Below are 17,289 nucleotides of genomic sequence, written 5' to 3' on the forward strand. Positions count from 1 at the left end.
CTTTATAATATAGCAAACTAGTATCCTAGTTTGCTATTACTTTCTAAGTATCCATTGATATCGTTTCCCACTCTTCATTTTGATGACCGATCAACCAGAATAAGGCTCTACGTCTTTCCATAACAATACTTTCATTCATTCCAACAGGAGCAGGTCGTTCTTGTATACGACTATTTACGCACGCCCAGTGTAATCTGAATATCTTGTCGGCTTCATCCATTATTTCTTTCTGACTACGCATCATAATTTGAAGATAAAATTGCTCAAACGTTTCGCAGTTAGAAATAACTTGAATAGCGTACTCACAATCACATACTTCATCAGGGAAATCAAGCTCTTTAACAAATCCCAGTACCCAAATCAGTATCCAATAAGCTTCATATTGCCATGAAATATTAATGGCTTCTTGTGCATTTGGTTGTTGATCATATAAAAAGGCCCTTTCATTGTCCGTTAGATTTGCCTCCACTTCATATTTATGTAACATATTGATGAAGAAATCTCTTGATTCTTCAACATTTTCTCCTTGTGCCACATCACAAGCAAATTGAATAACAATTAGTAAAGCTACAGCTCTCCTAGCAATATCCTCTTTGGCTTTAAGCTGACAAGCTCCAATTGGCGGAAGTTGCGGGAGTGAATCTGTGTATGGAATACCGTTTTCTTTTAAATACGCTATCGTTTTATTCTTTCTTTGATGACCTTCTTCCGATGTCGCCTCTTGTCCCCTCACCTTCTGTGTACAAGCATAAGGCCTAAAGTTAGATGGCCCTGATTGCCCATCAGGATAAACAATGACTGCACCTTCTTTGTCTAACAAGGTACCATTTGGTAAAAATCCAATTCCTCCAATGGTTAATAGCAGGCTCAAACATAACTGCATTTGTTCATCCTTTATTTCTTTTTCACATTCGATCGCAATTACTGTATTTAACACAGAAATTTGCGTTAAAACTAATTCTTTTAAATGGTTATCCTCAAATGGAATACTGTTGTAATAGCTCATCATTCCAGGGATATTATTGACAAAGTATTCTGAGTTTGTATCTTCAGACATCACCCTAACCATCAATTTATATTTGTTAAATAATGCTTTGGATTTTATAAGATAGTTATCTTCATTTTTTTCAATAGCAAAACCTTTACTAAAAACATCGAAAATCTTACATTCGATTTCTTTTGTATTATTCATAGAAGCGAATATAGTGAAATTGTTCAATTATTTCTCCTCCTTACATCTATTAGATTTCACCAAAGTTCAATGCCCTCTAGAGCTTGGCTAAAAAATTGTTTATGTTTTCGTAGTACCTCATTGTCCTTCCAAAACGTAAGCAATGACAGCCATTTCTCCATATCCACTGAAGTTGTCGGTTTAATTCCCTGCTGCAACATTTGGCATACGGCTCGTATTGCTATTTGACGCTCTACTTCCCTACCATTCAACCACTCAAATAAAGTTTCTGCACTCGGCTGTGATTCTACTAAAAGCGTATCCCACCCCTCTATCGGAAAAGAAACATAACGTTTCATCCATGCTATTGTTCTAGGGTTATGAAAATGACGTAGTCGATGTAAAGCTGTATAAGATTCAATTCTCCTTTTTTCAATATCTTGAAGAACAAGTGATAACCCCACTTCTTCTGGTAGACAGTAGGCGGTTAAATAATCTCTAATACTAGTAGGCAAATCATTTTGGTCTTCCCAAAGTGTCATCACCCAATGACTTGCCTCTGTTGCACAAACCTCTACTAGCACTTTGCACCATACTTCTTTATCCGATAAACGCCGTGATTGTTCAATTTGATTTTGAAGTGCGGCAAACGCTTCCCCAGTATTTAACCGTGTAAATGCTTCACGAACCCTAGTATCCTTCATACCATGCATCGACACATATAGGAGTAAAGTATCCAGTTGATACATAACGTTCTCCCACGTTGAAGTTAAAAATTGTTCAAACCACTTCAGCCAGATTTGAGAAGTGGTCAGACTTAAATCTAGTCCACCTTCACTACAAAACTGTAGATACTGTCCACAATCTGCCCCTATGCATCCTAAAGTTGTAGCTCTCTCTACATAATCTTTAAAATTCAAGGCAAGAAGGTCATACTCACCCCCCTCATGACTCCAATACCAAACGGAACCATCCTCAATCTTAATCAGAAGCGCATCACCATTGCCAGCCGTATGAAATTGTAGGTATAGTTGTTCTTTTGCATTATCACTGTCTCCGCCAAAATCAGGGAATTCGAGTTCTTCCAAGCTCCAGCCAAAATCACCTAAAGGTGTGTCTTCCAGCTCAATAGGAAGTAGTGCCTCGTCAGGTAAAGACCAATACACCCCCACTTGCCGAGAACAATGAAGTAATACATCACGGAACTCAGAAGGAATCGGGACGCCGAGCCGCATCTCTACCATTGATAGTTCATGCACAGTAGCCATAGGCTTTATCTCCAGTGGATGAATCCAAGCACCCTGCTGTTCAAGCTGTTTTAATAATTGCGTCCATCGATCAACCCATATTTGCATATCTATTCCTCCATGCTTAGAAAAATATTTCGGATAATGCTCTACTTTTTTCTCTACTAATGTATCGTCAGAAAGTCATTTATGTATTAGAGTTTGGTTTTACTTTGCCTAAAAACACTCGGATTTTACTTCTATTTAAATTCAAAATATATGCTAAATTACTTACCTTTACTAGTTCTTTCCAGTTTTCTTCAGCAATTCTCATAAATCGTATCATGTTGACAATTTGGAAGGATTCGCCTATTATTATAAATACATTCGAATGTATCTATAAGGAGATATTTTATGGCCAGAAATAAATATCCAGAAGTTACGAGAAAAAGAATCATTGAATCAGCTGTTAAATTATTTACTTTAAACGGTTGGGATAATGTAACGATTCAAGAAATTGTCGATGATGTAGGGGATATTACTAGAGGAGCATTTTATCATCATTTTAAAACGCGTGCTGATGTTATTGATGCCATCACAAAGGAAATGCTAACAGCAAATAATTATTTTAATGACATCTCAGATTTGGAAAACTTAAATGCTTTAGAGCGTTTAAGACAAGGCATTTCTTTCTCAATTTCTCAAAGCGGAAAGGAAGAAAACTTATCCTCGATTCATTTGAAAATGAATTCTGCCGAGTTTGTTTATAGCCGCATCACAGAAGGAATTCAGGTTGTTGCACCAGGAATTCAAAAAATTATTGATGAGGGCAATCAAGACGGCTCACTGCAAGTTGCTTTCCCGAAGCAAGCAGCTGAAACTTTTACAATGCTTTTTGACATTTGGATGAATCCTGAAATATTTCGTGTAAGCCGAGCTGAATTTATTCATAAAATTGAACATATAAGTTTGATGTTCAAAGGAATTGGCATACCACTTATGAATGATGAATTGAAAGATGTTTTTTTAGCATTATTTGATAAAGTGCAGGAATAATAAACTACTATATGTAGTTTATTATTTTAATCTTATACATACATTCGTATGTATATATACTTAAAAATATTTTTAATTAATTTCATACATTTGTATGTATGAAAAAGGAGATAAATGATGAAAACCTTAGAAGTACTATTTACACTTATTTTAATACTATCGAGTATCTCACTAACTTTTAGACAACGTGGAGTAACGACAATAAATCTTATTATGATAGCTACCCATTATGTTTTGTTAATTGGAACAATTATGACAATTGGTGCTAACTGGCGCATGATCCCTGCTTATTTTGTTTTGATGTTATTAACATTACAAGTTTTTGTGAAGCCAAAAAGTACAATTGTTTCAAAAAAATTAAGGATGAAAATAATTAAAACTTCAGGTATTGTTGTGGCCACTATTGCAATGTTCACATTACCAACGTTATTTCCAATCATGTCTTTTCCTGAGCCAACAGGAAAATACACAGTAGGAACACAGACATTTCACCTGACCGATAAGAATCGCAAAGAATTTGTCGTACCTAATCATCAGGTGAATCGCGAACTGATGATTCAAGTTTATTATCCTGCTGAAAAAGAGACAGGACAACCGTCACCCTACTTTAAAGATATAGATGCGTTAACACAACAGTTAGCAACGACACAGGGTTTTCCCAATATCGCGACAACGCATTTAGGACTGACGAAAACCCATTCTTATCAAGATGCGACAGCTATAAAGTCTAAAGAAAAATTTCCACTTTTATTATTTGCACATGGTATGAGTTTATATAGTCGCCAAAATACCTTCCAACTAGAAGAATTAGTGAGTCATGGCTATATTGCCGTTGCTATTAACTTTACAGGTGATGCGGCAACAACAATATTCCCCGATGGTGATCGGGTTGATTTTACACCAATTGAAAACACCATTACATTCTTGAATAATCGAATCCATCTTTGGGAGCAGGATGCATCATTTGTTTTAGATGAAGTCATTAAAGGCGATTTTGATAAGAACTTTCGTGCAATAGCCTCACTAATTGACTACGATAGCATTGGTATGCTAGGTCATTCTTTTGGCGGTGCTACTTCAGCTCAAATGCTAGTAAAGGATAATCGTATTAAAGCAGCCATTGATATGGATGGTGGGTTATATGGCGATCCAATGCCAAAAAATGGTCCTAAAAAGCCTTTTATGCTGATGAATGCTGAGGCATCCATTAACTTTATGAAAGAAGCGTATAACCAGCAGCCTGGTAATCGTGATGAATTGTTTGCAGAAGCTTATCTACGAAATAAAACAATTGAAAAGCCTGGTGTCTACACAGCTATTATTCCAAAAACAAATCACGGAAGTTTTACAGATTTAGCAGCCGTTTCGCCGATTATTAATGAATCTGGGGCAGACGTAAATGCAATTTATAAATTGATTAATGAATTATCACTTGGCTTTTTCGATAAAAATTTAAAAGGAATCCAAGACAATAAATTAAATAAAATACAAAAGGCACATCCGGAAATAAACTTAACATTGCATTAAGTACATTTGGGGTTGTTGATAGGCAGAGATGCATCAACAGCCTTCTTTTATTTCCACCATAATTTTTGTTACATATTCTTCTTCACGGTTTTTAATAACCGCATCATAAATATATTCCTCATAAACATATTGCCCCAGTTCATACCCCTGTTTTCTCATGACCTGAAATAATCGCTTGTAAGTTTCACCTAGTGTCGTAGATGTTCCAACATGGTATCCAACAATAAACTTTCCTTCAATCGCTTTAAAATAAGGATGACCTTCCTGTGGATGTGGCTGTTCAATATATAAATACCTATAATTATCATAGTTGCCCGCTAATACCTGCTCCCTTTTGGTAATTCCGCCAATGGGATAACCTGTGTCTAAGCGAGAGCGATCCAATTCATCAATAAAATCAGAGACCGCCTTCACAAATTGTTCTTCCGTTGAATCCTCAATATTTTGACTTAAATACAAGGTTGCCTCTGGAAAATGTTCAATTGTAATGCTATCAAAATCAAGTTGTAGGGACTCCTTCGTTAAATCAATTTTGACATCAATAATACCTTCAATCATCTCCAGTTCTTGCCGCTTTTTCGCAACAATTTCCTTTTGTAGATGCATCAATTCTAAAAAATTTTCAGGTGATTTCTCAGCCATATACTGCTGAATATCTTTCAAAGACATGCCAACAGCCTTTAATAACTCAATGACACCAAAAAAATCATACTGAGCGAGTGAATAATATCGATAATCTTTACTATCTTTCATAACAGGAGATAGCAAGCCAATTTGATCGTAATAAATTAAAGTTTGTTTATTAACTTTGCATATTTTAGCAAATTCACCAGTTGTAAAATATTTTACATTTTTATTAAGCATTTTTTGAGTATCCTCTCTTGACTATATAGTAACTATATACTTTAAATTGTACCTATTCACAATAAAAATAGAAAGGTTTTGACATTATGTTCACGGAGATTCGTGACATTACAGCTTTTAACAAACAAGAAATATTAGCATTACGCATTGCTGACAATCAGCAAAATTTTATCGAAAGTACAGACCAATGCTTAGCAGAGGCGGAAATGGATCGGCGCTTTACACCTTTAGGCTTGTATAAGGATAGCACCGTGATAGGCTTCGCTATGTATGGCGTATTTCCTCATGAGGATCATAGTCAACGAGTATGGCTTGATCGTTATTTAATTGATGAGCGCTATCAGCGACAAGGTTTAGGTAAACATTTTTTACAGCAGCTTATACATTACTTAACAGAAAAATTCAACTGTCACAAAATATATTTAAGTGTTTATGACAATAATGCAGTAGCTATTCAGCTATATAAACAGTTTGGCTTTATATTTAATGGTGAACTAGATGATAAAGGGGAAAAAGTAATGGTCTTAGAGGTGCATGGACATGACAACCATTAATCCAATAGAAACAAGGCCGCTCAAACCACTGTTTTTATCCTATTTATTTCCAGCAATGATTGGCATGCTCCTAATGTCCGTGAATATTTTAGTGGATGGCATTTTCGTCAGTCACGGCGTGGGTCCTACAGCGTTAGCAGGCGTTAATATTGCTGTTCCGATTTTCTCTATTCTGCTGTCTATTTCTCTTTGGATTGGGATGGGTGGAGCTACACTCTATTCCATTTCTCTTGGGGAGGGCAATAAGCAACGAGCCCATCAGCTCTTTACGTTGGCGTTTACTACAATGCTTGTGGTCGTGTTAACAATTATCGGGTTCCTTGCGTTTAATTTAAAAGATATTTCTTATATATTCGGTGCGAGTGATGATACGTATCCATATGTGCAAGAGTATTTACACGTTATTTTGTTATTTGGGGTGTTTTATACAATTGAAAATCTTTTAAGTATTTTTATTCGCAATGATGGTAATCCAAAGCTAGCTATGCTAGGTTTAATTACAACATCCGTATTGAATATTATCTTAAATTATATTTTTATCTTCGTTCTAGATTATGGTGTAACAGGCTGTGCATTAGCAACAGCAATAGCTACTATCATAGGTACAGCTGTACTATGTCTTCATTTTTTCCGTCCACAATCTGAATTAAAGTTTGTCTCTTCATTCTTCAATAAAACAGATTTAAGAAAAATTTTTGCTATAGGCTTACCTAGTTTTATTGTCGAGGCCTCTGTAGCAGTTATTATCATTTTATATAACGTTACCTTTTTACACTATCTAGGGGCAAGTGGCGTGACAGCCTATGCAATGGTCAATTATATTCATACAGTCCTGTTAACAATTTTTCTAGGTATTGGCATGGCCCTACAGCCATTAGTTAGCTATCATCATGGGGCAAGATTATTGGAGAGGTTAACAGCATTACTAAAAATCGGATTAGCTACGGCTTTTATTTTAGGATTAACAACAGCACTTATAGCCATGCTTTTTCCTTCACAGCTCATGGCGTTATTCGGAGATAGTTCATTCGAAATTCGTCATATGGCAACTCAAGGCTTTGTTCATTTTGCTATAGGCTATGTATTTTTAGGTATCAATATGGTGCTCGCCGAATTCTTTCAATCTATCGAAAAAATTCGTATTGCCACGACTATTATGTTACTTCGGAGTATTATTTTATTTATTCCAACGCTTATTCTTCTACCTAAAGTGTTTGGCTCTCAAGCTATTTGGTGGACTTTCCCAGTGGCAGAAGGGATTACAGCCTTGCTTATTTACGGGTATATCAAAAAAAATCCACGAATAATTGCCTCTCCTGGCGATGCTTAAATGAAAAGGGACCTTGTCATTAAACAGGTCCCTTTTCCTACTATTTACTCAGTTAAATATTGAATAACAGCCATTTCTTTACCGAAACGATCACCGTTATCGACAAACCCTAAACTTGCATACAGATGATGCGCGGCTTTATTTTCTGGATGATAGCCTACTATAACCTTTGTAGCATCCGGTAACTTAGCTATTTCATTTATTATTTGCTTTGTGGCTTCTTTGCCAATACCTTTGCCTTGAAAGTGCCGATCAATCATTATGCGATAGATCCAGTACCCTCCAAGCTCTTCCTTTACAGCATTGAACATTAAAAACCCAACAATTTGGTCTTTATAGTAAATGGCGTACGGCTTTAAAGTCGGTTCGAACTTTGATTGCGCAATAGAAATAGCATTGGATTCAACATAATCCCTTTGCTCTTCTGATATTTCTAATAGGCAGCAATCATACCAATTATTATTATTTACTTCTTCGATTCTTACAGTATTGCTAGACATATATGGTCCCCTTCCGAATTTAGGGAAACGCTAAACACTCTGTTAATAAGGCGTTGTCCCCCAGTATTGAACGATAAAAATAAATGTATTTGTCATAATGACCGCCCCCTTCAACAAAGATTCACACCTATAATATCATACTTTTTTATACACGATTAACATTTTTTTCTTTTAGCAAAATTAAAACCAGCACAAAGAATTTTTATGCTGGCTCCATGTCTATTTTGATATGTTCATATACTCTTCCAGAAGAATACTCATAATGATTTCGTCTGAATAGGTATTGTTCATCAATAATGCCTGCCTCAACACTCCTTCTTTTTTGAAGCCGACCTTTTCATAGGATTTAATCCCTCTTATATTATGAGAGTACACTTGTAATTCCAAACGATTCAGACATAGCTCCTCAAATGTGAATTTTTGAGCAAGTTGAACTGCTTCTGATCCAAATCCTCTGCCACAATCCTCTAACTCATGCAGGGCTATACGAAACATTGCCTTTTTATTATCTCGATCAACTTCCATAATAGCTAAATCACCAATTACTTGATCATTATCTACTAAACAAATAGCAAAATCATAGCGTGTAGAATCTTCTTTAAAGCGGTAGATAGCCTCTTTAATCTGTTCTTTTGTTAGCAAGTTACGAGTCCCTGTCATATACATGATTTCCTCATTTTGAAAGCATCTTTCAATGCTTTCACTATCATTAACAGAGATTTCCCTTAAATATACCTTCTGTCCCTTTACCATCATTGTAAAAAACACCCCCTACTTATCTTAAATGAGCTAAGCCAGAAAGTAAAAAAGGATCATCTCTACGTACGAGATGAATCCTTTTGTAAAGCTATTCCATCAATTTTTTGTTCTCTACGGCGTCCATTTTCTGTTTAGTTTCTTCCGAGGAAGTAACACCTAGAATATCAAGCAAGAACATGAACAGTGGGATACCAATGATTAATCCCCAAACACCAAGGAAATGCTCTGAGAAAAGAATGACCATGAATGTGTAGAAAATCGGTAAATCTGTTTTAGCTGACATAAGCTTTGGATTTAAGAAATAAGCTTCAATTGCATGTAAGACCATAACAATTACTAAAATGTAGACAATGTACATTAAGCCACCAATACTATAGGCGATAATACTGAGTGGGATTAATGAAATAATAACACCTGCAACTGGCACTAAGCCAAGGATAAAGAGCATAATCCCAAGAGCAATTAGATGTGGGAAGCCCATAATCGAAAGGGCAATCACTGATAATACACAGTTAACAGCAGCAATAATAAACTGTGCCTCAATCACTTTACCGAATGAACGGATGAATATTCTTGAAAAATAATTCAGTTCATCGTAAAGAGGTCCAATTTTGCTATCCTTAAACTTTGCTGTAAATTCAATGATTCGCTTCTTTTCCAACAATATGAACAAACTCAATATTAGGGAAATCAAAATTTGCATAATGATTTTACCAATATTCGTAATATTTTTGAGAGTTATATCCACACCCTGTTCTAAATACTTGCCAAGCTCAATCTTCTCAAAAGTTGGAGCTAAATATCTCGCAATCTCATTGTCATCTGGATCAAGGTTAAAACTGGCAATAAGATCAAAAAGCTGTGTAACTTGCTGTGTGACAATTGGCAAGTATTTGTAGATCACAGCGACAATACCAGCGACCAGTAACAAATATAATGTTACAGTAACAGCTTTTTCATTCATAGGTGTGTATTTTCTTATGCTTTTTGTTGTCTTCGTAGTAAGCTGATTCATCAAATAGGTAATAATAAACGTAAGCAAAATTAAGTTGATCATACTTCGCATTAAATATAATGCAATAGCAATTCCAACTAGAATAATAAAACGTTTAAATCCATTACTCTGAAAGAATTTACTCATTTATTCACTCCTTCTACAAAACGGCCTCGCTGCCTCTGCTACCTAAGGTTGCACTAGTAACTAAACATCAGTAGTAAACATTAATTTACATCAATACGCATCATTCTTATGTAAAAATTTCCCTCTCATTTAATGAGTATAACCATCCACCTTCAAAATAAGACGAAATTCATGTTTCTTTAGAAGTATCTGTATCAAACCTAAGGGCGTGAAGTGAATTGTATGTCTAGTCAAATTAAAAAGTTAATACTTTTATCTATTTTGAATGCTTTATCAGCGTATAAGCCTTTATTTTATGAATCTATTATAACCCTTTGAAACCACATATCCAATTTGAAAGTTCATTTATAATGGTATTTGTATAACTTTTACCCATGAATACTTTATGCTATTTTTATGGAGAGATAATAATGAATAATAGCAAAGGACTGATTCCATGAAAATTAGTAGAAATCCTGAAAACATTCATCCACCTGTAGCCCCTTATGTACATCAAATTGAAATAACAGAACCAAGCAGATGGTTAACATTATCTGGACAAATTGGCATGAATATTGATGGGTCTATACCTGAAGATCCTGTCGCCCAATTGAAGATAGCGCTAGAGAATATTCGGAAAAATCTGGATCATGCTAATATGGGGATTCAAGACATTACAAAGCTCGTGTTTTATTTGGTAGGCGATATGGAGGCTCATCAACGAAAAGAAATAATTAATGATTTTTTGCAAGAGCATCTTCCATGTACAACCTTGCTGTATGTAGTGGCACTGGCTGCTCCGGCCATAAAAGTTGAAATCGATGCTTGGGCTTGTAAAGAATTATAGATTCATTTTATGTTGAGCTTTATAAATATGTGATTTGTCTTTAATCATAGAAAATGCCATGGCCCGTGCGCTCAACGGCAGATGAGGATTTGCCGGATCAAAAAAATGCGAAAATGTTGAGTTCTCAACATTTCGCATTCATTTAAGTAGATTCTATATCTTAGTCAAGCTCACGTACTTTAATCGGAATTAGTGTTCTTTCTAATTGCTCTCGATGTTGTTCATATTGAGATGGTAACATTAATTGACTTCCCATCGTCTCTATTGTTTCGTCATGAGCAAATCCTGGAGGATCTGTAGCAATTTCGAATAAAATTTCACCGGGTTCTCGGAAATAAATCGCATTAAAATAATTACGATCTTTGACTTCCGTTACATGTTGTCCATGATTCATAACATACTCTTGCCATTCTAAATGATCCGTATTATCTTGTGCTCTCCACGCAATATGGTGAACCGTCCCTACACCCATTTGCCCACGTTGGCCTACAACCATTTTTAAATCAACTGTATTGCCAATCTCTGCATTGGATTTAAAACGAGTATAGTCACCTTCTGTCGCTACTCGTTCAAGACCCATTACCTCTGTTAAAACTTTTGCAGTTTCTTCAGGGTGGCTAGAATATAATGTAGCTCCACCAAATCCTTTAATGGCAACCTCTGGCGTTACTTCTCCAAATGTCCTGTTATTTAATTCACCTGCAGCACGGGCAACGAGTTCAATATGCAGACCATGTGGATCATCGAACTGAATGACTTGCTCACCAAAGCGTTCAGCTTTTTGGAAAGGAATCGAGAATTTTGCTAAGCGATTAATCCAAAATGGTAGTGCCCCTTCTGGTACAACATACGTTGTGACACCAACCTGACCATCACCAATACGCCCTTGATATGCATTGGCCCAAGGGAAGAAGGTAATAATTGTTCCAGGTTTCCCACCTTCATCACCGAAATATAAATGATATGTGCCAGGATCATCGAAGTTTACAGTTTGTTTCACTAAACGCAAGCCTAACACACCTGCATAAAAATCAATATTCTCTTGTGGGTGGCCTACAATAGCTGTGATATGGTGAATACCTGCTGTATGTTTTTTCATGTTAACATGCCCTTTCCTGTCTAATTTTTCTCTCCCACACTTTATCCAATATCGTCCTATTTCAAACAGGCAAGCTTAACGAATTGTGTATAAAGCTTTTGACCATGGGATTACTTGATCTAACATTTGATTGACTGAGTCCGCTTGTACAGCTTTTGGTTTAAAGTCTGAACCATTTTCAAAATCTGTGAATAAGGATAAGGCAGGATGAACACGTACATCTGCAATTAAAAGCTCACCCATAATGCCACGTAAATGCTCTGCCGCACGAGCTCCACCTACAGAACCATAAGAAACGATTCCTGCTGCTTTGTTATTCCACTCAACACGTAAATAATCTAGCGCATTTTTTAGAGCACCTGTAATAGAGTGATTGTATTCTTGTACGATGAACACAAATCCGTCTTGTTTAGCGATAATTTCTGACCAAGCCTGTGCACCTGAAGCATCTTGCCCTGGCTCTCCTAATAATGGCAATTTATAATCCGCAATATCAATTACTGTATAGTTTGCATCGCCTCGCTGATCTGCGATTTCCTTTACCCATTGTGCCACCTGAGGACTTACACGTCCCTCACGTGTTGATCCAATAATAATACCGATATTTAATTCTGCCATTGTTTGTTCCTCCTCTTTTTTTGAAGAAAATAATTTATTCCAAAAACCCATTATTGTACCTCCTTACGAAAGCTAAAGGTTCGAATTCATTTATCTTGAATTTATTTATCTTGAATTCGAGATAATAATAACACGCCTCTTTCCTAAACGTCAACACCTTTGTTTTTAAAATTTAGAAAAGGCAGAGGAATCTATCCCTCTGCCCTTTCTAAATGTCTATTAACTTGTGATTTTAAATAGCTATATTGAGCACGATTCGTATCTAGATAAGCCTCCGCTCTATTTGAATCAATATCTTGATAATCAATTTTTGATGAAAACTGCTCCTCCGTAAAATCCATTCTCTCTCCATTGATTACATTATAAAAGTGCCAGCCTTCATCCAAACGTGTTTTCCTAATTTCCCCGCCGAGAATATCTTGTACCACTAGAGAAGTAACACCACATTGTCCTTTTGCAGGGTTCCCAATACGCCATTTAGAACTTGATTGAGCTGACCAAGCTTGCCTTAAAGCATTTAGTACATTTATCTTCATACTAGTCTCCTTAAAATGGAACGTCATCTATGCTTATAAGCGTTAGATTTCCTAAAATCCAATCTTCTTTAATTGCGCCATAGACAATACTATCAGTCACTGTACCATCTTCATTTTCCCAAGCATTTCGTAAATAGCCTTCCTTCACAAAACCGGCTTTGCTAAAACATCTCCGCATCCCTATATTATCAACCCTTGTATAGCCCTCAATACGAATTTTACCCTTTACCTCAAATAGATACTCTTGTAACCATCGAAGTGCCCTTACGCCATATCCTTTTCCCCTACAATTTTCATCTAGACGGATATCAAACAGTGGGATGGTATCACTGATATCATGAATAAAGATAATCCCTATCCTTTTTCCATTTTCCAGTATCCAATGGGTTTCACGATCATTCCCATAATAGCCCTCTACAAATGCTGCCCGAACTGTCTCTTCTTTTATGTGCTGATTTGTGTGGTACATCCAAATATTTTGAGTTAGTAAATGGACTCATGCATCTACTTCACCCGTAAATAATTTGATTTCCATAAAAATCTCCTTTTTTATTTGTCCTCACATATATCAGAAAAAATAAAATTGCTTTTTGTATGTGCATATCGCTGTAAATCATCAATAAACTGCTCTACATCAGGAAAAGATTGAAAATGAGCCTTTAATAAGAAACAAGTCTCTCCCGATATTCGATAGCAAAAATCTACGTTTGTAAATGTCTGGATATGCTCTTTAAAATCTCTATAGCGATTATTTTTAATTGTTGCCTCAATTAAAGCTTCAATAGGAAAGCCTAGCGCCTTTGTATTAATGTCCAACGTATAGTTCCTTATAATTTGCTGCTCCTCTAAATGCCGTACTCTTTCACGAACTGCAGGTGCCGATAAGTGTACTCTTCTGCCTAATTCACTCATAGAAATTCGACTGTCTTTTTTCAATTCTTCTAGTATTCTTTCGTTAATGAAATCCATTATAGAAAATTCCCTTCATTTTAAAAGAGAAAGAAAACATTTCCCTTCTATTTCGCATGTTAACTACGTTATTCATATTTTACACTAATTAAAAGGAGGGAATACTAATGACACTAATTCATTTATATAACAAGGGATTAACACCATTTCAACAACTATTAGGCTATAACGAGGACATACAGTCGCACTGGTTACAACTTGGGAAAGCAGTCGAAAAGGACGGTCATTTATCTGCATTTTTGAAAGAAGAGGTCCGAAAAACATTGGCACAAAAAAATGGTTGTCAGTACTGTCAGGCAAAAGGTCTGCCAGACCCTCAGCATTACGATGAGAAAACAACTGTTTGCACAGGTTTTGCTGAAGCATTCTTAGTCACTAAGGGGCATACTGCACCCTATATCACTGCTCTCTTAAAGGACTATTTAACAGAGGCAGAAATCAGTGAACTACTGGCATTTATTTGCTTCACCACCGCACAGCAATACTTCGGGGCCCTTATGCAATTGAAATAATAACAGAACTAGGGTCCCCCTAGTTCCTATCCGCCAGTCTCAACCTTCTATCCGCCTACCTCATTTTTTATCGATTTCATGGGCTATATCAATAATAAATTTCTTACTTAGCTCTTCTTTCATATTATTCTCAGCATCCACCATTACTTGTTCAATGAGACAACCTTCGTTATGAAAGGAATCCTCATGATCAGAGGAACAACTAAATAATGTGGTTTGTCCTTCGATAGCGTAAATCACATCTAAAAAGGAAATTTCTTGAGGTCGCTTAGAAATACGATACCCTCCATTAACACCTGGATTCGATTCAATTAAACCAGCCTTTACAAGCTTTGTTAAAATTTTCGAAAGATAGGTTGGGGATAGTTTCTGCATGTCTGCTAGCGTCTCGACATTCATTGATTTACCTTTAGGCATATTCGTCAAAAACACCATTGTATGTAACGCATAGTTTGTTGCTTTTGAATATTTCATCATTCATTACCTTCTTTCATTAAATAAGGACCTTTATTATCTGCAATTAAAAAACATTCTACCATATATCGAAAAAAAGCATGTTTAATAAAACACGCTTTTTATCTTTTATTTATTTTGACCATAGCCCGCTTCTTTAGCCACTGCATCTGCCTTCGTCACATGAATAGTCCCAAATGGATGGTTGGGTGGCGCATAAATCGTGTAAAGCTTTAATGGTTCATTTCCTATATTTATAATATTATGCCATGTCCCTGCGGGTACCATGATGGCTGTATCTTCAGAAACATTTCTTTGAAAGTTTAAATAATCCTTCGTCGGTCCCATTTGGGCAACTCCTTTACCCTCTTCAATACAAATGAACTGATCAACATGAGGATGCACCTCTAAGCCAATATCATCTCCTACATCGATGCTCATCACAGTTACTTGTAAGTTGGACCCTGTCCACAATGCAGTACGGAAATTTTTATTATGCTTCGCTACCTCCTCAATGTCTACAACGAATGGCTCTGGTCCATAATCTGTCCGCATATTACTTCTGTTCCCTTGTTGCTGTGCTGGATAAGCCCAATAAACAGGGTGATAGCCGTAATTATAAACGGGGTAATTATGATAATAAGGGTAATGCATCCATCTCAATCCTCTCACATATTATTAATGTATAGTATGCAGACGGTTGAAGGAATGTACGAATTCTAGCTACCTCGGCTATACGGACGCTCTTTGGATATCATTATAAAAAAAGGGATGGGGAGCTTCCCATCCTGTGTTATGGCTTATTTGAATGACATGATCCTACATTCTCAGATTGTCTTGAAAGGTTGCTTGATGAACATAGATGATTTTAGAGGCAATGCATCACTCAGATAATTCACTTTGAAGACGCATCCTAAATTTTTCATCTGTAAGAAATTTTAATTGAAAACTATTCAAACTAGTAGATAGTTTAATTTGTTCCATTGTATTTAAATCGTTAGCAAAAAAGGCTATCTCCGTCTGATTCCCTTCCTTATCCTTCGCATAGGCAGCTAGTGTCAATACGAAGGCTGTTGACCCTCCTTTTTGACCTGCGTGTGTAAGCCATTCTTGATTTTTCGGATTTTGCATCAACTGTTCCATTACAGGATCTAAATATTTATGTACATCTTCAGTAAAGTAATTTTTACTGTTCAATTTTTCTAAAATAGATATGTAATCACTTGTTGAAGCCCTTATTAAACGATCAGACCATACCCTTTGAACATCCATATTGAGCATTTTTATGGCCTGAGCTTTCTGCTCTGTTGTTAAAGGTTCTTCTAGCCAATTTTTGTGAATAGCCCATGCCCTTTCTCGATATTCAGCCATCCCCATATCTTTTAAGGCAGTTAGTGTTTCTTTTTCCGTTAGGCTCTTTTCATCTCGTAGTTGGATAGGGATATAGAGAGCACTTGTGATTGGATAGAGGGGTTCATGACCTTTTACACCCAGTTGAGTGAGAACCTCATTGATATTTTGAAGCCCTAGTACATGCATTAAATAATCTGTATTGGCATTAGAACTATAAGTAATCATTCCATTCGCAACCTCGCTCAGCGGTACACTTTCCTTGCCATTGAGGTTTAACTGCGCTAGCCACGCTTCATGGGCGCCTCCATCTGTTTTAGGGATATAAAATGTCTCTATTTCCCTTAAGCGAACTTGTTGCTGAGGATTAATATGTCCATCTGCGGCTTGTTGAGCATATGCGATAGCTACGATGATTTTAACTGTACTGGCTAATGGTAGCTGTTCCATGGTGTTTAGTTCCACCCAATACTGCTGATTGTGTTGAATGGCTACTGAAACATTTTTATCAGCTCTATGTTCCTTTATAAATTGAACAATATATTCTGGGTCATCCTTCTTCATCTCTTTTTGAAATTTCCAAAATACTATACCTATGACAAACCCTGCACAAATTAAAAGGCCACCCATCATCCAGTATATTTTTTTCACTTTAATCCCTCCATCACTCTGCTACTTCCACCAACCATTGCTGTAATGCTGTAGACAACTGGTTTAATTGCAACGCTATTTCTGTGTTTGCTTCATCTTTATGACATTACTGCTGGTTAAGCGTTTTTTCGACGGACCTAAACATAT

The 17,289-nt window shown here is 36.3% G+C and carries 20 protein-coding genes; 6 read left to right on the top strand and 14 right to left on the bottom strand.

Annotation, left to right across the window (positions count from 1 at the left end; translation table 11 throughout):
* Positions 1-43: 43 nt before the first annotated feature.
* Both ACP3VS_RS09760 and ACP3VS_RS09765 read right to left on the bottom strand, forming a co-directional pair.
* The gene (locus ACP3VS_RS09760; RefSeq protein ID WP_099805388.1) at positions 44-1,219 is read right to left on the bottom strand and encodes a DUF4272 domain-containing protein; all 1,176 of its coding nucleotides are present in this window, start codon (positions 1,217-1,219) and stop codon (positions 44-46) included.
* Positions 1,220-1,248: 29 nt separating this feature from the next.
* A complete protein-coding gene (locus ACP3VS_RS09765; RefSeq protein ID WP_325882038.1) occupies positions 1,249-2,526 on the bottom strand; it encodes an SMI1/KNR4 family protein in 1,278 nt (425 codons plus the stop codon).
* 285 nt (positions 2,527-2,811) lie between these two features.
* On the opposite strand from ACP3VS_RS09765, the gene ACP3VS_RS09770 reads away from it, so the two are divergent.
* A complete protein-coding gene (locus ACP3VS_RS09770) occupies positions 2,812-3,453 on the top strand; it encodes a TetR/AcrR family transcriptional regulator (RefSeq protein ID WP_012295970.1) in 642 nt (213 codons plus the stop codon).
* Positions 3,454-3,570: 117 nt separating this feature from the next.
* Positions 3,571-4,980: an alpha/beta hydrolase family protein gene (locus ACP3VS_RS09775; RefSeq protein ID WP_325882037.1), complete on the top strand. Its 1,410-nt coding sequence runs from the start codon at positions 3,571-3,573 to the stop codon at positions 4,978-4,980.
* A gap of 33 nt (positions 4,981-5,013) precedes the next feature.
* Here ACP3VS_RS09775 and ACP3VS_RS09780 read toward each other — a convergent pair whose 3' ends face one another.
* A complete protein-coding gene (locus tag ACP3VS_RS09780; RefSeq protein WP_036217746.1) occupies positions 5,014-5,844 on the bottom strand; it encodes a MerR family transcriptional regulator in 831 nt (276 codons plus the stop codon).
* 86 nt (positions 5,845-5,930) lie between these two features.
* On the opposite strand from ACP3VS_RS09780, the gene ACP3VS_RS09785 reads away from it, so the two are divergent.
* On the top strand, positions 5,931-6,398 hold the full coding sequence (locus tag ACP3VS_RS09785; RefSeq protein WP_012295973.1) for a GNAT family N-acetyltransferase: 468 nt from the start codon (positions 5,931-5,933) through the stop codon (positions 6,396-6,398).
* Positions 6,385-7,728 (top strand): MATE family efflux transporter, encoded by a 1,344-nt coding sequence (locus ACP3VS_RS09790; RefSeq protein ID WP_036162418.1) that lies wholly within the window; start codon positions 6,385-6,387, stop codon positions 7,726-7,728. Before ACP3VS_RS09785 ends, ACP3VS_RS09790 begins: the two co-directional genes overlap by 14 nt.
* A gap of 44 nt (positions 7,729-7,772) precedes the next feature.
* Here the strand turns inward: ACP3VS_RS09790 and ACP3VS_RS09795 are convergent, their stop codons facing one another.
* From ACP3VS_RS09795 to ACP3VS_RS09805, 3 genes are all read right to left on the bottom strand, one after another.
* Complete coding sequence (locus ACP3VS_RS09795) at positions 7,773-8,228, bottom strand: GNAT family N-acetyltransferase (protein WP_012295975.1); 456 nt, start codon at positions 8,226-8,228, stop codon at positions 7,773-7,775.
* Positions 8,229-8,447: 219 nt separating this feature from the next.
* Positions 8,448-8,984, bottom strand: coding sequence for a GNAT family N-acetyltransferase (locus tag ACP3VS_RS09800; RefSeq protein ID WP_196243928.1), 537 nt, complete (start codon positions 8,982-8,984; stop codon positions 8,448-8,450).
* A gap of 91 nt (positions 8,985-9,075) precedes the next feature.
* The gene (locus ACP3VS_RS09805; RefSeq protein ID WP_012295978.1) at positions 9,076-10,128 is read right to left on the bottom strand and encodes an AI-2E family transporter; all 1,053 of its coding nucleotides are present in this window, start codon (positions 10,126-10,128) and stop codon (positions 9,076-9,078) included.
* A gap of 436 nt (positions 10,129-10,564) precedes the next feature.
* Between ACP3VS_RS09805 and ACP3VS_RS09810 the strand changes: the two genes are divergently transcribed.
* The gene (locus ACP3VS_RS09810) at positions 10,565-10,954 is read left to right on the top strand and encodes a RidA family protein (protein ID WP_012295979.1); all 390 of its coding nucleotides are present in this window, start codon (positions 10,565-10,567) and stop codon (positions 10,952-10,954) included.
* 160 nt (positions 10,955-11,114) lie between these two features.
* On the opposite strand, the gene ACP3VS_RS09815 is transcribed toward ACP3VS_RS09810, so the two are convergent.
* The 5 genes from ACP3VS_RS09815 to ACP3VS_RS09835 all read right to left on the bottom strand — a co-directional run bounded on the left by ACP3VS_RS09815 (position 11,115) and on the right by ACP3VS_RS09835 (position 14,176).
* Positions 11,115-12,053 carry a ring-cleaving dioxygenase gene (locus ACP3VS_RS09815; protein ID WP_031416660.1) on the bottom strand — a complete coding sequence of 313 codons (939 nt, stop codon included), beginning with the start codon at positions 12,051-12,053 and terminating at the stop codon, positions 11,115-11,117.
* A 75-nt stretch (positions 12,054-12,128) separates the two neighbouring features.
* Positions 12,129-12,722: an NADPH-dependent FMN reductase gene (locus ACP3VS_RS09820; protein WP_012295980.1), complete on the bottom strand. Its 594-nt coding sequence runs from the start codon at positions 12,720-12,722 to the stop codon at positions 12,129-12,131.
* Between the two features lie 140 nt (positions 12,723-12,862).
* Positions 12,863-13,207, bottom strand: a complete 345-nt coding sequence (locus ACP3VS_RS09825; RefSeq protein WP_012295981.1) for a YunG family protein — start codon at positions 13,205-13,207, stop codon at positions 12,863-12,865.
* Between the two features lie 10 nt (positions 13,208-13,217).
* The gene (locus tag ACP3VS_RS09830; protein WP_426388585.1) at positions 13,218-13,676 is read right to left on the bottom strand and encodes a GNAT family N-acetyltransferase; all 459 of its coding nucleotides are present in this window, start codon (positions 13,674-13,676) and stop codon (positions 13,218-13,220) included.
* Between the two features lie 80 nt (positions 13,677-13,756).
* Entirely contained in the window at positions 13,757-14,176 is a 420-nt protein-coding gene (locus ACP3VS_RS09835) for an Lrp/AsnC family transcriptional regulator (protein ID WP_099805390.1), read from the bottom strand.
* A gap of 107 nt (positions 14,177-14,283) precedes the next feature.
* On the opposite strand from ACP3VS_RS09835, the gene ACP3VS_RS09840 reads away from it, so the two are divergent.
* Positions 14,284-14,688 (top strand): carboxymuconolactone decarboxylase family protein, encoded by a 405-nt coding sequence (locus ACP3VS_RS09840; protein ID WP_289449874.1) that lies wholly within the window; start codon positions 14,284-14,286, stop codon positions 14,686-14,688.
* A 60-nt stretch (positions 14,689-14,748) separates the two neighbouring features.
* Here the strand turns inward: ACP3VS_RS09840 and ACP3VS_RS09845 are convergent, their stop codons facing one another.
* From ACP3VS_RS09845 to ACP3VS_RS09855, 3 genes are all read right to left on the bottom strand, one after another.
* Positions 14,749-15,165, bottom strand: coding sequence for an Rrf2 family transcriptional regulator (locus tag ACP3VS_RS09845; RefSeq protein ID WP_012295985.1), 417 nt, complete (start codon positions 15,163-15,165; stop codon positions 14,749-14,751).
* A gap of 105 nt (positions 15,166-15,270) precedes the next feature.
* On the bottom strand, positions 15,271-15,795 hold the full coding sequence (locus tag ACP3VS_RS09850; protein ID WP_426388586.1) for a cupin domain-containing protein: 525 nt from the start codon (positions 15,793-15,795) through the stop codon (positions 15,271-15,273).
* Between the two features lie 228 nt (positions 15,796-16,023).
* A complete protein-coding gene (locus ACP3VS_RS09855) occupies positions 16,024-17,142 on the bottom strand; it encodes a serine hydrolase (RefSeq protein WP_426388587.1) in 1,119 nt (372 codons plus the stop codon).
* Between the last annotated feature and the right edge of the window lie 147 nt (positions 17,143-17,289).

It is taken from the genome of Lysinibacillus sp. VIII_CA, assembly GCF_049943995.1.
Taxonomy (GTDB): domain Bacteria; phylum Bacillota; class Bacilli; order Bacillales_A; family Planococcaceae; genus Lysinibacillus; species Lysinibacillus pinottii.

What these genes read in the sequence shown, in the direction of transcription:
- ACP3VS_RS09815 (WP_031416660.1), bottom strand. Translation starts at nt 12,053, where the DNA reads ATGAAAAAACATACAGCAGGTATTCACCATATCACAGCTATTGTAGGC.
- ACP3VS_RS09840 (WP_289449874.1), top strand. Translation starts at nt 14,284, where the DNA reads ATGACACTAATTCATTTATATAACAAGGGATTAACACCATTTCAACAA.
- ACP3VS_RS09805 (WP_012295978.1), bottom strand. Translation starts at nt 10,128, where the DNA reads ATGAGTAAATTCTTTCAGAGTAATGGATTTAAACGTTTTATTATTCTA.
- ACP3VS_RS09770 (WP_012295970.1), top strand. Translation starts at nt 2,812, where the DNA reads ATGGCCAGAAATAAATATCCAGAAGTTACGAGAAAAAGAATCATTGAA.
- ACP3VS_RS09780 (WP_036217746.1), bottom strand. Translation starts at nt 5,844, where the DNA reads ATGCTTAATAAAAATGTAAAATATTTTACAACTGGTGAATTTGCTAAA.
- ACP3VS_RS09830 (WP_426388585.1), bottom strand. Translation starts at nt 13,676, where the DNA reads ATGTACCACACAAATCAGCACATAAAAGAAGAGACAGTTCGGGCAGCA.
- ACP3VS_RS09785 (WP_012295973.1), top strand. Translation starts at nt 5,931, where the DNA reads ATGTTCACGGAGATTCGTGACATTACAGCTTTTAACAAACAAGAAATA.
- ACP3VS_RS09810 (WP_012295979.1), top strand. Translation starts at nt 10,565, where the DNA reads ATGAAAATTAGTAGAAATCCTGAAAACATTCATCCACCTGTAGCCCCT.
- ACP3VS_RS09845 (WP_012295985.1), bottom strand. Translation starts at nt 15,165, where the DNA reads ATGATGAAATATTCAAAAGCAACAAACTATGCGTTACATACAATGGTG.
- ACP3VS_RS09800 (WP_196243928.1), bottom strand. Translation starts at nt 8,984, where the DNA reads ATGATGGTAAAGGGACAGAAGGTATATTTAAGGGAAATCTCTGTTAAT.
- ACP3VS_RS09790 (WP_036162418.1), top strand. Translation starts at nt 6,385, where the DNA reads ATGACAACCATTAATCCAATAGAAACAAGGCCGCTCAAACCACTGTTT.
- ACP3VS_RS09765 (WP_325882038.1), bottom strand. Translation starts at nt 2,526, where the DNA reads ATGCAAATATGGGTTGATCGATGGACGCAATTATTAAAACAGCTTGAA.
- ACP3VS_RS09775 (WP_325882037.1), top strand. Translation starts at nt 3,571, where the DNA reads ATGAAAACCTTAGAAGTACTATTTACACTTATTTTAATACTATCGAGT.
- ACP3VS_RS09825 (WP_012295981.1), bottom strand. Translation starts at nt 13,207, where the DNA reads ATGAAGATAAATGTACTAAATGCTTTAAGGCAAGCTTGGTCAGCTCAA.
- ACP3VS_RS09850 (WP_426388586.1), bottom strand. Translation starts at nt 15,795, where the DNA reads ATGCATTACCCTTATTATCATAATTACCCCGTTTATAATTACGGCTAT.
- ACP3VS_RS09820 (WP_012295980.1), bottom strand. Translation starts at nt 12,722, where the DNA reads ATGGGTTTTTGGAATAAATTATTTTCTTCAAAAAAAGAGGAGGAACAA.
- ACP3VS_RS09795 (WP_012295975.1), bottom strand. Translation starts at nt 8,228, where the DNA reads ATGTCTAGCAATACTGTAAGAATCGAAGAAGTAAATAATAATAATTGG.
- ACP3VS_RS09835 (WP_099805390.1), bottom strand. Translation starts at nt 14,176, where the DNA reads ATGGATTTCATTAACGAAAGAATACTAGAAGAATTGAAAAAAGACAGT.